The organism is Spirulina sp. LEGE 11439, from assembly GCF_059821285.1.
Window position 1 is genome coordinate 251,595 of sequence record NZ_JCAMRX010000003.1, and the last position, 13,975, is coordinate 265,569.

The 13,975-nt window shown below is 43.7% G+C and carries 10 protein-coding genes and 1 pseudogene; 4 read left to right on the forward strand and 7 right to left on the reverse strand.

Features of this window, described 5'->3' with window-relative positions:
* Positions 1–45 precede the first annotated feature (45 nt).
* The 3 genes from secA to AC6RV6_RS03645 all read right to left on the reverse strand — a co-directional run bounded on the left by secA (position 46) and on the right by AC6RV6_RS03645 (position 4,999).
* Positions 46–2,841: a preprotein translocase subunit SecA gene (gene secA / locus AC6RV6_RS03635; RefSeq protein ID WP_500238964.1), complete on the reverse strand. Its 2,796-nt coding sequence runs from the start codon at positions 2,839–2,841 to the stop codon at positions 46–48.
* 197 nt (positions 2,842–3,038) lie between these two features.
* Entirely contained in the window at positions 3,039–3,557 is a 519-nt protein-coding gene (gene labA / locus AC6RV6_RS03640) for a low amplitude/bright protein LabA (protein ID WP_500238965.1), read from the reverse strand.
* A gap of 617 nt (positions 3,558–4,174) precedes the next feature.
* A complete protein-coding gene (locus tag AC6RV6_RS03645) occupies positions 4,175–4,999 on the reverse strand; it encodes a sulfurtransferase (protein ID WP_500238966.1) in 825 nt (274 codons plus the stop codon).
* Positions 5,000–5,369: 370 nt separating this feature from the next.
* Between AC6RV6_RS03645 and AC6RV6_RS03650 the strand changes: the two genes are divergently transcribed.
* Positions 5,370–5,570, forward strand: coding sequence for a hypothetical protein (locus AC6RV6_RS03650; protein ID WP_500238967.1), 201 nt, complete (start codon positions 5,370–5,372; stop codon positions 5,568–5,570).
* 66 nt (positions 5,571–5,636) lie between these two features.
* Here AC6RV6_RS03650 and AC6RV6_RS03655 read toward each other — a convergent pair whose 3' ends face one another.
* Positions 5,637–6,884, reverse strand: a complete 1,248-nt coding sequence (locus AC6RV6_RS03655; RefSeq protein WP_500238968.1) for an FGGY-family carbohydrate kinase — start codon at positions 6,882–6,884, stop codon at positions 5,637–5,639.
* A gap of 132 nt (positions 6,885–7,016) precedes the next feature.
* Here AC6RV6_RS03655 and AC6RV6_RS03660 point away from each other — a divergent pair, with 132 nt between their 5' ends.
* Together AC6RV6_RS03660 and AC6RV6_RS03665 are read left to right on the forward strand one after the other, a co-directional pair.
* Positions 7,017–8,120 (forward strand): ATP-binding protein, encoded by a 1,104-nt coding sequence (locus AC6RV6_RS03660; protein WP_500238969.1) that lies wholly within the window; start codon positions 7,017–7,019, stop codon positions 8,118–8,120.
* Positions 8,121–8,133: 13 nt separating this feature from the next.
* Complete coding sequence (locus AC6RV6_RS03665; RefSeq protein WP_500238980.1) at positions 8,134–9,675, forward strand: FAD-dependent oxidoreductase; 1,542 nt, start codon at positions 8,134–8,136, stop codon at positions 9,673–9,675.
* A 31-nt stretch (positions 9,676–9,706) separates the two neighbouring features.
* On the opposite strand, the gene AC6RV6_RS03670 is transcribed toward AC6RV6_RS03665, so the two are convergent.
* The 3 genes from AC6RV6_RS03670 to AC6RV6_RS03680 all read right to left on the reverse strand — a co-directional run bounded on the left by AC6RV6_RS03670 (position 9,707) and on the right by AC6RV6_RS03680 (position 13,602).
* Positions 9,707–10,276, reverse strand: a complete 570-nt coding sequence (locus tag AC6RV6_RS03670; RefSeq protein WP_500238970.1) for a Uma2 family endonuclease — start codon at positions 10,274–10,276, stop codon at positions 9,707–9,709.
* Between the two features lie 48 nt (positions 10,277–10,324).
* On the reverse strand, positions 10,325–12,994 hold the full coding sequence (topA, locus tag AC6RV6_RS03675) for a type I DNA topoisomerase (RefSeq protein ID WP_500238971.1): 2,670 nt from the start codon (positions 12,992–12,994) through the stop codon (positions 10,325–10,327).
* Positions 12,995–13,425: 431 nt separating this feature from the next.
* A complete protein-coding gene (locus tag AC6RV6_RS03680; protein WP_500238982.1) occupies positions 13,426–13,602 on the reverse strand; it encodes a hypothetical protein in 177 nt (58 codons plus the stop codon).
* 4 nt (positions 13,603–13,606) lie between these two features.
* On the opposite strand from AC6RV6_RS03680, the pseudogene AC6RV6_RS03685 reads away from it, so the two are divergent.
* Positions 13,607–13,975: pseudogene (locus AC6RV6_RS03685) on the forward strand (IS200/IS605 family accessory protein TnpB-related protein); the annotation flags it as partial.

A 13,975-nucleotide genomic window follows, 5' to 3' on the forward strand; every position in this document is an offset into this window, starting at 1 on the left:
TCTGTGCCTCTGTGGTGAACCTTCTTAGCGATCGCAACTCACCACTTACTGTTGATTGGGTTGAAATTGGAAGAGAGAATAAACCACATTGCGACGAATATCGATCATGGTTTCTAAAAACATCTCATATCCTTCCTGCTTGTATTCGATTAACGGATCCTTTTGACCGTAACCCCGTAAGCCGATCGCTTCCCGCAACGCATCCATTGCTTGTAAATGTTCCCGCCAAAGAGTGTCAATTTGCTGCAAAATAAAGAAACGTTCTGCTTGTCGCATTAGCCCCGGTTGAATCTTTTCAATTTGATTTTCCTTGAGGTCATAGGCTTTGCGGACTTCTTCATGTAAAAAAGTCTTAATTTCTCCGACGGTCATATCTTCTAAATGTTTGGGTAGCATATCCTCAAGCAAATAGATAAACTCCTTCACTTTCGCCGTTAACTCTTCCAATTTCCATTCTTCCGGGGGTAACTCCGGGTTCACATAAGCCTCAACGATATCATCCATCGTCTTCTCGGCATAACCAATCACTTGCTCTTTTAAGTCTAATCCTTCCAACACCCGACGGCGTTCGGCGTAAATTGCTTTACGCTGATTGTTCATCACCTCGTCATATTCAAATACCTGTTTCCGAGTGTCGTAATAGAACGTTTCTACCTTCTTTTGCGCCCCTTCCAAAGAACGCGTTAACATTCCCGACTCAATCGGCATATCTTCCTCGACTCGGAACGCATTCATCAATCCTGCTACGCGATCGCCGCCAAAAATCCGCAATAAATTGTCTTCTAGACTTAAGAAAAATTTCGTCGATCCGGGGTCTCCTTGTCGTCCGGCACGTCCTCGCAATTGGTTGTCAATGCGGCGAGATTCGTGACGTTCTGTACCGATGACGTGCAGTCCTCCCAATTCAACCACTTTATTGTGTTCTTTGCCGGTAAAGGCTTCGTATTCCTCGCGAATGAGGTTGTAAACTTCCCGCAATTTTTGTAATACCGGATCTTCAACCGGAGCATTTTCCGAAGCGATCGCCAATTTATCTTCCGCTTCCAACTCCTGCAAACTTTGCTCCCCGTAAGTTTCCACGGCAAAATTGACCGCCTCTTTTAACTTCTGCAAGGTACTTCCCGATAAATCCGTCGGAAAGATTTCTGGAGAGGCTTTCCACGTCTTTTTCTTCTTCTCTCCATCTCCAAATCCTTGAGCGGATTTCTTGGCAGGTTTTGCTCCAGGAATCGCCGCAACCAACTGCTTCTCCTCGGGAATGACAATGCGCGGCATTAAATACTCCCGCACTTTCAACCGTGCCATAAATTCGGCATTTCCTCCCAAAATAATATCAGTGCCGCGACCTGCCATATTCGTTGCGATCGTTACGGTACTCAAGCGACCCGCTTGGGCGACAATTTCTGATTCCCGTTCCACATTTTCCGGGCGGGCATTGAGAATATTGTGAGGAATCTCTAATTCTTGGAGATTCTTAGACAAAAACTCTGATTTTTCGACACTCGTCGTTCCCACTAACACCGGACGACCCAACTCGTGCATTTCCGCACATTCTTTCGCGACCGACAACCATTTTGCCGGTTCGGTTTTATAGACGACATCGGATAAATCCTGCCGTCTTGAGGGTAAATTGGTCGGGATAATCGTCACTTGCAGTTCGTAAATTTTCTCGAATTCTGCCTCTTCTGTTTTTGCCGTTCCTGTCATTCCTGCTAACTTGGGATAAAGGAGGAAGAAATTTTGATAGGTAATGGTGGCTAAAGTTTGAGTTTCATTTTGAATTTTTACCCCTTCCTTCGCTTCGATCGCCTGATGCAAACCATCACTCCACCGTCGCCCCGAGAGGACTCGTCCGGTAAACTCATCAACAATGACTACCTCATCGCCGCGAACGATATAGTTTACATCGTTGGTAAACAGTTCTTTGGCTTTAATGGCATTAAAAATATAGTGCGCCCAAGGATCGTTAGGATCGTACAAATCTGTAACCCCCAAAAGCTGCTCGGCTTTAGCAAAGCCTTCATCGGTCATTAATACATTTCGTGCTTTTTCATCGACCTCATATTCGCCTTCTCCTTCCTCATTTTGGGGACCGAGTTGCAGGGCAATTTGAGAGGCTTTCAGGTATTTTTCCGTCGGGCGTTCGATTTGGCCGGAGATAATCAAAGGCGTTCTAGCTTCATCGACTAAAACCGAGTCTACTTCATCAATAACGCAATAATTAAAAGGTCGTTGTACTACATCCTCCATTGAGGTGGCCATGTTATCCCGCAAATAGTCAAAACCTAACTCACTGTTGGTCGCATAGGTAATATCGCAACCATAATTCTGTTTGCGTTCGAGGGGGTTCATGCCAGCTTGAATTAATCCCACCTTGAGTCCGAGGAAGCGATGCACCTGTCCCATCCATTCTGCATCTCGTCGTGCCAAGTAGTCGTTCACCGTGACGACATGAACGCCATGTCCTGAAAGGGCGTTTAGGTAAGCCGGAAGCGTGGCGACGAGGGTTTTGCCTTCTCCGGTTTTCATTTCGGCGATCTGTCCTTCATGGAGAATAATGCCCCCGAGGATTTGGACATCAAAGTGACGCATTCCGAGAACTCGCCAACCGGCTTCTCGAACGACGGCGTAGGCTTCCGGTAAAATTTCTTCGAGAATGTCCGCCCGTTCGCGATCGCTTTTTGCTTTGGCGAGTTGTTCTTGAAATTCCCCCGTTTTCCCCCGGAGTTGTTCGTCGGAGAGTTCCTTAATTTCATCTTCCAACAGGTTAACTTCCACCACCAGAGGCTTATATTTCTTCAGTTTGCGGGCGTTGGGGTCTCCGAGCAGTTTCTTGAACATGGCAGCTTTCTAGGGGATTTGAGCGATTTCGCGATCGCGGACAATGGGTTCTCCACAATGGTATCACTTCCCTTGAACGATCCTCGATTCGGAAAACCGAATGAGTTCGGCGAGAGAGAATTTCTTGGGGCGATCGCAAGGGGAATGTTGCTGATAAGGAAAAACAGAGTCGCGCGATCGCCCCGCGAATGCCCTAGTTAATAATCCGATTTTTCGATTTGAGGGCGAATATCATTCAAATCGATATAACAATCTGTTGCATTTCGCAGTTCTCGGGCAATCATTCCTTCCGTTGAAACAACGGTGATATGGGTATTTTTAGAGCGTAATAATTCAATGGCACGTTCAAAATCTCCATCTCCGCTAAAAAGAACCACTTGATTGTATTGTTCGCAGGTGTTAAACATATCGACAACAATTTCGATATCTAAATTAGCTTTTTGGGAATAGCGTCCGGAACTATCATCGTAATATTCTTTAAGAATTTTGTGCCGGACTGTATAGCCCAAACTAATGAGAGCATCGCGAAATCCGCGCTGATCTTGAGGATCTTTTAAGCCCGTGTACCAAAACGCATTAACTAAGGTCACATTAGGCTGATTTTTGAAATACTCTAATACTCGCCTTGGATCGAAAAACCACCCATTTTTTTGTTGGGCATAGAACATATTATTTCCATCTACAAAAATAGACAGACGATTTTGTGTATAAAACATAAAAACAAGTAACCGAATAAAAATTCTAACAGACGTTGAGGTAATTCAATATGTTAGCCACTCTATTCAGGAAATTTTTACAATTTGCTAAAAATCAACTCAGATTATTTCCTTTTTGACTTGCAGACCAGTACAACATGTACTCAAAATTTTCAAAATACCGGACTTGGAATCTCAGACAAGGGTAAGTTTCCGAAAGAAATTTTCGGTTTTTTTTGTCTAATTAAAGTCGATTTAGATAGAATTTCAATTGCAAATTTTGATTTTGGATTGTTCTAGAATAATGTTTTAATAAGAAAGAACAATCCCAAAGGAAAATTAGATTCATTTATGTTTGAATTTGAGTCTATTTTTAATAAATTGTTTCATCCCGATCTAATGTTTAGCTGTTTAGCATTTAAAATTAGATATTTAAGTTGGTAACATTCAAGAGAGAGATAACGATGAATTACCGATCTTGAAGCCACCTAAGATTCTCCAGCTAACAATTTTCTGAAAAAATATAAGTTAGAGAAGACTCCAGATTGACTATAGATGATAAGGATGCGTATCTTAATGACCGCTTCCGCATATTGTATTGTACACCAGATGGGAGCTATTAATAATTTTGCCATTCATTATTCTTGGACTTGATAGGAACACCAGTCGCTCCAGCCTCCGACATAGAGTTTTGCCTTGTTAGCGCCTGTCATTTCCAAGGAGAGAAGATTGACGCAAGCCGTGACTCCAGAACCGCAATAAAGAATGAGTTCGTCGGCGGTGGGCAGCTTTTCCCATCGTCGTTGTTGTGTGTCTTGGGGCTGAATGTAGCCTTCAGCATTGCAAACTTCTTGCCACGGAAGATTAACTGCACTGGGAATATGTCCGGCGATAGGATCGATAGGTTCGCGTTTTCCCAAATAGCGATCGCGATCGCGGGAGTCAATTAAAAGAGTTTGCGGCAAGTCTTTCCGCGCTTTAACGGTTTCGATATCCACAATGCGATCGCTTTGAATTTGTGGTGAGAAGTTTCCCGATTTTGTTGGCGGCATCTCAGCCGTGACGGGATAATTGCGGGCAACCCACCCGCGCCAACCTCCATCTAAAATAACGGCGCGATCGTGTCCTAAATACCCCAAAAACCAGCGCAACCGTGCCGCAAAAGCCATTTTAGAATCATCGTAAGCCACCACCATCGTGCGACCAAAATCGATGCCCATTGCTTCTAATTTGGCGGCAAAGGTAGCGGGATCGGGGAGGGGATGCCGTCCTCCATGTTTGCCGACGGGGGCCGATAAATCGCGATCTAAGTTTAAATAGTATGCCCCGGGAATATGAGCTTCGCGGTATTCCCGTTCTCCTTGGAGGGGATCGGCAAGGGAAAAACGACAATCGACGATCGCAATCTGCGAATCCTTAAGGCGATCGGCCAACCATTGTGCGGAAATAACTTGCATTATCATTATCAATGAATGAGAACGGCGTTTTTCTCTTTATAGTATCAAACTGAAGTGACAACTCTGCTCTTTGGCGCGACAACAGATAGAGGAAATCGAAAGCGATCGGACATCTTAACTTGCGATCGCCATAACCGGCTTCAACAATTCTTTTTATTCCGATAGGGATATCATTATCCTAAAATTGTGACATCCGTGGAATTACTGCGTGCATTATCGGTAGATCGATCGATAACAGTGATTTTACTCACATCTTAAGGTAGATGAGATCGCCGCTTTAGGCGATGAAATTCACGTCTTTTACCAACATCGCATCACCTCCAAATCCAATTGAAAAAGCGACAATATTATTATCAAGAGAAGGAGCATTAAGATTGTGTTAACCCAAATTCAACTTCTCCCCGGTGCTATCTCAGAAATTTTTGCATCCGTCACAGAAACTGGCATTCTGACCCTCAGCGATCGCTATGGGTTAATGGCCGCCGCACTGGATGAGGGTCTCGATGATGAGGAAAGACGAGCAGTAAATCGCATTCTTCACTTTATCAAACAAGGACGGATTACCGTTAACAGTTAACAGTTATCAGTTATCAGTTATCAGTTAGGAAAAAGAGGGAGAGAAATGAATTCTCTCTCTTTTTCCTTATGGAAGTCCTCGTTTTGCGAGTAATGCCGTGCCGTAGGCGGCTTCTAAGTGCCGTGCAGGACTCATGGAGACGCAAAGATGACGCTTTCGAATAGCAGTCCATTGCGGGTTTTTTGCGCCTCCTCCCGCCGTGTAAACTTGTTGGAGAGAGGTTGCTCCGAGGTCTTGCAATCGTTGATAACCCATCGCTTCAATCCGTGCCATACTTTCGAGTAAGCCGTGCAGGAAATCGGCGGGATTTTCCGGACGGGGTTCGAGTTGGGGTTCGAGATCGGGGTTGCTCAAAGGAAAGCGTTCGCCTTTCTGCAAGAGAGGATAATACGGCAAGGGACTCTCGCGATCGCAATCGATTTGCAAGCTCAGTTCTCTCAATTCCTCCTCGCTGAAAAAATGCTGTAATACAGCCCCTCCTGTATTGGATGCTCCCCCCGTCAGCCACAAATCCCCCAAACGATGGCTGTAAATACCCGATCGCGCTTCTTCTAATCGGGTTGTACTTAGCAATTTTAACACCAAGGTCGAGCCGAGAGACGTGACGGCATCCCCGGGTTGGGTTGCACCACTGGCCAGAAAAGCCGCAATACTATCCGTCGTCCCAGCGCAAACAAGGCAATCTCGCGGAAAGCTCAAGCGATCGCATAGATTTGCTGTCATTGTCCCCACAGGAGTTCCGGGGGCAACGATGCGAGGATACAATCGTTGTAAGGATAAACTGGCTAACCAATCGGGATAGTAGAGGCGTTCTACGTCATAGCCCAACTTTAAGCCATTGTGATAGTCGCTAATGCCCAATTTTCCGTGAAGTTGAAATCCCAACCAGTCTGCTTGATGGAGGAGATAGGCAGCGCGATCGCAAAATCCATATTTTTCCCACCACAATAATTTGGCCAAACTTGAAGTTGCACTGCGGACGACGCTATCGGGGGGAGAAATGGCGCAAACTCGCTCGAAAACTTCTCGCCCTCGGGCATCGTTGTACAAAAGCGGGTCGGCGATCGCTTGTCCGCGATCGTCGCAGAGTAAAGTAGTGGAGGAAGTTCCATCAATGGCAATCGCCGCAATTTCCTTGCGAATTAAAAGGGGAATTTGATGTAAAAGGACAAAGAGAGCTTCTCGCCACATATTGGCAAGATCAGAACTTTTTCTCAAGGTTACTCGTCCTTCAAAGCAAGGAACTTCCCGATCGTCGATCGCGATCGCCCTTGCTCCCGACGTACCAAAATCCAGTCCCAAATAAAATCTCATCTTTTTTTCTCTCCCGATCGCTTGATATTTTTGAGTTTTCCTGAAAACAAATAAAAGGTTTGAGAGACGAAAGTAACCGATTGCGATATGATCGATCCACCGTCTTTAGAATCCCAATGTCGCCAATTTCTCATGGACATTCAAGCACACCAATTTGTCACCTTCTTTGATTCGGAACGTTCGGCAAAACTCTGTAAATTAGCACTGATTGAAACTTTCCCAGATGATACTATTATTTTTGAAGAAGGAGAAATTCCTGATTTTCTCTACTTGGTACTCGAAGGGGAAATTTTATTTAGAAAACAAATTGCAGGCAATAATTTTCAAGTCGTTGCGCGAGCCGTCCCTAATGACTTTTTTGGCGAGTTTGGGATTTTGGACGGTCAGCCTCGCAGCGCTCAAGCGATCGTGCGCGGATGTGCCACTCTTGCTAAAATTCCCCGTAATATTGTCATTGATATTCTCGATAATACTCGCGGTGCTGTCGTCCTTCAACTCTTTCATTATGTTATTCAGCGTTTGCGGGCAACAACGGAACAATATGTGAAACAGCTGGCTTATAAAGAAAAAATGGTTTTAGTCGGAGAGATGGTCAATACAATTATTCACGATCTCAAAAGTCCTTTGAGCGGCATTCAATTATCTAGTGGAATGGTGCGAGAAATGCACTCAGATGACGAAGAAACTGTTGAATGGTGTAATTTAATTCAGGCACAAGCAACGCGGATGGCGGCAATGGCAGAGGAGTTATTAGAATTCGCACGAGGAAGTGCGGTACTGAACAAACGTCCGGTGAATCTTTTGGAACTATTAAAGCATTTTGAAAAACTGAATGCCATTTATTTTCAAGATGAAAACGTCAATTTTTCCATCGCTTGTCCGGATGATTTGATTATTGAGCTTGACGATACAAAACTCATGCGAGTTTTACAAAATATTATCATTAATGCCGTACAAGCATTTGATGGCAATGGCGGCAATGTCGATCTATCAGTTAAGAAATTTTCCCATCGCATTCGTATCGAAATTCGCGATAATGGTCCAGGGATTCCTGAAATTATTCGTCAAGATTTCTTTGAAGCATTCGTCACTCATGGTAAGCAAGGAGGGACGGGGTTAGGAACTGCGATCGCGAAATCTATTATCGAGGCACATCACGGTCAAATTTACTTTGAAACCAGTCACGAAATAGGAACAACTTTCTTTATTGAATTACCTTTTTCAGTCACCCGTTAAAGATACTCATATTATGTCGCTGACAGAAACAATTTTATCTCAACAGTCTGAGGCTGTTTTGCAGCGCTTGCGAAATGTAGATCGACTGTGGCAGAATTTGCGAGCGGGAGAAATTCCGATTCCTCATGTTGTTCGAGAAAGTAAGGAAATCCTCGGCGATCGCGATTTTGATTTTCTCGTTTGTGGGGGAACTTTAGGGATTTTAATCGGCACTACATTACAGCAACGAGGGTGGAGTGTTGCCGTATTAGAAAGAGGGATTTTACGCGGACGAGAGCAAGAATGGAATATTTCCCGTCAAGAATTACGAGTTGTTCTCGAATTAGATTTACTGACGGAAGAGGAATTAGAGAGTGCGATCGCAACGGAATACAATCCCGCAAGAGTCGCTTTTCATCAAGGAGTCGAAATGTGGGTTAACGATATTCTCAATATTGGAGTCGATCCAATATATCTCCTCGAAATTCTCAAACAAAAGTTTCTCAATGCAGGAGGGAAATTACTTGAAAAAACCTCGTTTTCTTCTGTAACTATTCATCCCGATGGTGTATTCGTTCAAGCAGGAGCAGTGAAATTAAGAGCCAGTCTTTTAATTGATGCAATGGGACATTTTTCCCCCATTATACAGCAAGCGAGACAAGGGATAAAACCGGAGGGGATTTGTTTGGTTGTAGGAAGTTGTGCAAAGGGATATACAGAGAACGAAAAAGGTGATTTGCTGGTTTCTTTTACTCCTATTCAGAATCAATGTCAGTATTTCTGGGAAGCCTTTCCAGCAAAAGATGGACGCACGACCTATTTGTTTACTTATCTCGACGCGAACCCAAAACGTTTTAGTTTAGAGTTTTTCATGGAAGAGTATTTCCGCTTACTTCCTCAATATCAAAAGATTGAATTATCTCAATTAGATTTTCAGCGATTTTTATTTGGATTTTTCCCTTCTTATCGCAAAAGTCCCATTCGCTTACCTTGGAATCGTATTTTACCCGTTGGGGATAGTAGCGGTTCTCAATCTCCTGTTAGCTTTGGTGGTTTTGGTTCGATGATGCGTCATTTAAAGCGTTTAACAATAGGCATAGAAGAGGCGAAAATTGTCGATACAATGGATTATAAATCTCTCCAATTGTTACAACCCTATCAACCCAATATCTCAGTCACTTGGCTTTTTCAGCGTACCATGAGTGTTGCTTGCGATCGCCAAGTTTCTCCCAACCAAATTAATGAGTTACTCAGTGGTGTTTTTTCGGTGATGAATGAATTAGGAGATGATGTCTTATCACCATTTTTACAAGATGTCATTCAGTTTTCTGGTTTAATTAAAACTTTACCTCGCGTCAATCCCAAATTAGTATTTCCCTTATTGCCTCAAGTCGGAATTCTTGCGTTACTCGATTGGTTAAAACATTATCTTAATTTGGCAGTTTATACCGGTTTATATCCTGTAGGAAATAAACTCGAACCATTGAGAAAGTCATTATTTCCCAATAAACAATATTCTTATCATCGTTGGTTGGATGCGTGGAAATATGGATCGGGAAGAGATTATCATCGCTGAAAGAAATTTCGTGCGATCGCATATTATCGAGTTAATTTAAAATTTCACCCGAAAAAATACTTTCTACAGGAATTTTAACCTCTGGAAAGGCAAGAGAGGTGATATTTCCTACCTCAAATTCTTGTTTATTATTATACCCATCAGAGGATGGATCTCGAAATATAATTACTTTTTGAGCTTGAATCTCTAATACCCAATATTCTGCAATTCCAGCTTGTCCATAAATTTGTTGTTTTACGGTCAAATCTTTGGCTAAAGTAGAATCAGAGACTTCAACGATCCAAAAAATATCATCGGGATAAGGATGATGTTCGCAGTACTGAAACCAAGGTAATCGCACGATCGCAATATCAGGTTCGGGTTCTGAATTGGAGAGTGTAATCGGACGCGCTTCTCGAATCCAAGCACGTCCCGATAAACACCTTCTTAAATAGTTTGCGAGTCCCTCCCCATAAACAGTATGCAAGGGACCTTCCGGACTCATTTCAACAATTTCTCCCGCTAATAATTCAACATGACGTTCGTTTAAAATTCCTGATGCTATCATCTGGTGATAGTCAGCGATCGCCCATTTTGCGATAACAACATGACTTAAGGTCATAACTTTATTTCTCCTCGAGTCAGTAATCGTTTCAGTCTTCATTCAGATTTATTTGTCTTCATCCTTCGGTTTAGTTGACTTTTTAGCTTTTGTTGTTTTAGCTTTTGTTGTTTTAGCCTTTGTTGTCTTGGCCTTTGTTGTTGATTTACGAGTTGTTGATTTACGAGTTGTTTTCTTCGTTGCGGCTTTTTCTGCTAACAACTTTAATGCAGCTTCCAGCGTAATACTTTCTACCGTTTCCCCTTCAGGAATACCAACATTAGTTTTTTCATGTTTGATATATTTCCCGTAAGGACCCTCATAAATATTTACAGGTTTATCATCATCGGGATGATTGCCCAATTCTCGTAAAGGTGTTTTAGAAGCATTGCGTCCTCGTCCTTTTTTCGGTTGTGCCAACAACTCCAAAGCACGTGCCAAAGTAATCGTTAAAACATCATCTGGAGCTTTAATCGAACGATAATCTTTGTCCTTTCCTTGAGTATGAACTACATAGGGTCCAAAACGTCCATTACTAGCCTGAATTTTACCTTCTGTCTCTGGATGAACTCCCAAAGTTCGCGGTAAAGCTAATAATCCAACCGCAATATCAAGGGTTAAATCTTCTTGCTTCAGTCCTTTGGGAAGCGAAGCACGTTTGGGTTTTTTATTCTCCTCTGTTTTCTCTCCTAACTGTACATAGGGTCCATAATTTCCCGTGAGAATATAGATCGGTTCTCCTGTTTCTGGATGCAGCCCCAATTTATCGGGACCTTCTAATTTTTGTCGGATTAAAACTTCTACTTGTTCGGGATTCAAATCCGATGGTGTTAAATCCGGAGGAATAGATGCCGCAATCTTTTCTTCTCCATTCTCCACCTCAATATAAGGACCGAAACGCCCGATTTTTACCCTTGCATCGAGATTCTCTAAATTGACCGCTTTAGCAACACTGGGATCGATTTCCTCTTCGCGAACTTTAACTTGAGTTTCTAATCCCATTTCCCCTAAATAAAACTTTTCCAAATAGGGCAACCATTGCACTTCTCCCGTGGCAATTTCATCGAGGGTTTGTTCCATGCGAGAGGTAAAACGAGTGTCTACCAAATCGTTGAAATGAGACTCTAATAAACTGGTGACGGCAAAAGCGGTAAAACTGGGAATCAAGGTTTTATTGCGGATTTGAGCATAGCCGCGATCGACGATCGTGCCGATAATACTAGCATAAGTACTGGGACGACCGATACCCTCACTTTCTAGCATTTTTACCAGTGAGGCTTCCGAGTAACGGGCAGGAGGCTTGGTTTCATGTTGCAGAACTTCGAGTTCGTTACATTTTGGCGTATCTCCTACTTTTAATTCCGGTAATAAAACCTCTTGATTTTCCAAAGCAGCATCGGGATCGTCCGAGCCTTCCACATAGGCGCGGAAGAAACCGGGAAAATCAATGCGCTTGCCATTGGCACGAAACCCTGCATCTTCTACCTCAATATTAACGGTGATTTGTGTGAGGCGAGCATCGGCCATCTGACAGGCTACCGTCCGCTTCCAAATCAGGTCGTAGAGTCGGAATTCGCGATCGCTTAATCCAGTTTCTCGGGGGGTGCGAAAGGTCGATCCTGCCGGGCGAATGGCTTCGTGTGCCTCCTGCGCTCCTTTGCTTTTGGTCGTATACTGTTTGGGTTTGGGGCTGAGATATTCCTTGCCGTATTTTTCCTCAACACACGATCGCGCCGCCGCGATCGCTTCATCGGACAAATGCACGGAGTCCGTCCGCATATAGGTAATATAGCCCTCTTCGTATAACTTCTGCGCTGTCCGCATGGTATCCCGCGCCGATAAGCCTAATTTGCGGTTAGCATCCTGTTGCAGGGTGGAGGTGGTAAAAGGCGGATAAGGACGGCGTTTGGTGGGGCGCTCTTCCGTATTGGCGACCTTCCATGTTCGATCGACAATGCGATCGCGCAGTGCTGTTGCTTCTTCTTCATTCAACAACACCACATCTTTACCCTTGGTAATTTGTCCGGTGTTGGGGTCAAAGTCGCTCCCTGTCACTAGCTTTTTACCCTTCAGCGTGACGAGTTTGGCTTCAAACAGGCTCTTTTTCTGTTCTAAAGTCGCTTTTAAATCCCAGTAGCCTCCAGAGCGAAAAGCGCGGCGTTCTCGTTCTCGCCGCACGAGCAAACGGACTGCTACTGATTGTACGCGACCTGCCGACAAACCATAAGAAATTTTCTTCCAGAGGAGGGGAGAGAGAGTATAACCCACCAAGCGATCGAGAATGCGGCGAGTTTCTTGAGCGCGAACTAAATTATTATCAATTTCCCGACAATTTTGCAATGCTTTTTGAATGGCATCTTCGGTAATTTCGTGAAATACCATGCGCTTGATCGGCACCTTGGGTTTCAAGACTTGCAGCAAGTGCCACGAGATGCTCTCTCCTTCCCGGTCTTCGTCAGTGGCAAGGATTAACTCATCGGCCACTTTTAGGGCTTCTTTGAGTTCTTTAACGACCTTCTTCTTGGTCTTGGGGACGACGTAAAGGGGTGCAAATTTATCTTTGACATTAACACCTAATTTCGCCCAGTCCTTCTCTTTGTGGGCGGGGGGAATTTCATCCGCAGAGGAGGGTAAATCGCGAATGTGACCCATTGAGGCTTCGACGCGATAGCCATTGGGTAAGTAATTACGGATAGTCCGCGCTTTAGTAGGCGATTCAACGATGACGAGAGTTGACATGAGCGTTAATGAAACTTAACAGAATGAGAAGGGGACTTGGGGTAGACGATTACCCTTCACAAGCTACAGGAAGAGGGAAACGTTTTGTGCATCCGTACCGCTTTTTCCTATCAATACCATATCCGACGAAAAATGGGTAAGGCAGCAAATAATTTTGGCAGAAGTGAAGACTCGATCGTTTCCTCGTACATCTCTTGTCTTATCCCGATCGAGGTCGATCGCACTATTTTGTCTTTTTTCTCACAAAAAAGTGAGTCTGGAATGATATTGAATTTTGCGCGATCGCTTTCCTCTCTGAATTAAGTCTCAATCTACAAGTAGATTGAAATTCAGGAATTGTTAATCCTTTTTCTTGTCTTCGCGATCGAGGAAATGCGATCGCCTTTATGAAGTATTGGTTATTTGCGTCGCGATCGATTTCGTGTTTTGGGTTAATTATTGTCTCTTAATTCTTGGTTTCTCAACCATTCTAATAATTCTGGGCGGGTGGATTGGAGGACGAGAGAGACGGCTTCTCGAGAGGGTAATTCCAAGAGGCGATCGATAATCTTTGTTAATTCTTCATCGACTGACCCAAAGCGCACGATCGCTATATTTTCTAGCATCATACAGCGTCTCGCTCGTATCACTGAAAAACGCAATCGTCAGATGCGAGATGCAGTCAATAAAGCAGCGAAATTGGTCGTGAGTCACTGCTTAGAGAATGGCATTGGTCGGATTGTCTTTGGCTGGAACAAAGGTCAAAAAGACGGGATTAATATCGGTGTAAAAAATAACCAAAAGTTCGTACAAGTACCAACTGCTAAACTAAAAGACCGCATCAAGCAATTGTGCGAACAGTACGAGATAAAGTACATGGAAATTGAGGAAAGTTACACCTCGAAAGCATCGTTTGTAGATGATGATTTCTTGCCGACATTTGGTGAAAAACCCGAAAGCTGGAAACCTTCAGGAAAGCGTGTTAAACGAGGTTTATATTGC

Bases quoted from the DNA above. Each gene is read 5' to 3' on its own strand.
- secA (WP_500238964.1), bottom strand. From the start codon at position 2,841: ATGTTCAAGAAACTGCTCGGAGACCCCAACGCCCGCAAACTGAAGAAA.
- labA (WP_500238965.1), bottom strand. From the start codon at position 3,557: ATGTTTTATACACAAAATCGTCTGTCTATTTTTGTAGATGGAAATAAT.
- AC6RV6_RS03645 (WP_500238966.1), bottom strand. From the start codon at position 4,999: ATGATAATGCAAGTTATTTCCGCACAATGGTTGGCCGATCGCCTTAAG.
- AC6RV6_RS03655 (WP_500238968.1), bottom strand. From the start codon at position 6,884: ATGAGATTTTATTTGGGACTGGATTTTGGTACGTCGGGAGCAAGGGCG.
- AC6RV6_RS03660 (WP_500238969.1), top strand. From the start codon at position 7,017: ATGGACATTCAAGCACACCAATTTGTCACCTTCTTTGATTCGGAACGT.
- AC6RV6_RS03665 (WP_500238980.1), top strand. From the start codon at position 8,134: ATGTCGCTGACAGAAACAATTTTATCTCAACAGTCTGAGGCTGTTTTG.
- AC6RV6_RS03670 (WP_500238970.1), bottom strand. From the start codon at position 10,276: ATGACCTTAAGTCATGTTGTTATCGCAAAATGGGCGATCGCTGACTAT.
- topA (WP_500238971.1), bottom strand. From the start codon at position 12,994: ATGTCAACTCTCGTCATCGTTGAATCGCCTACTAAAGCGCGGACTATC.
- AC6RV6_RS03680 (WP_500238982.1), bottom strand. From the start codon at position 13,602: ATGATGCTAGAAAATATAGCGATCGTGCGCTTTGGGTCAGTCGATGAA.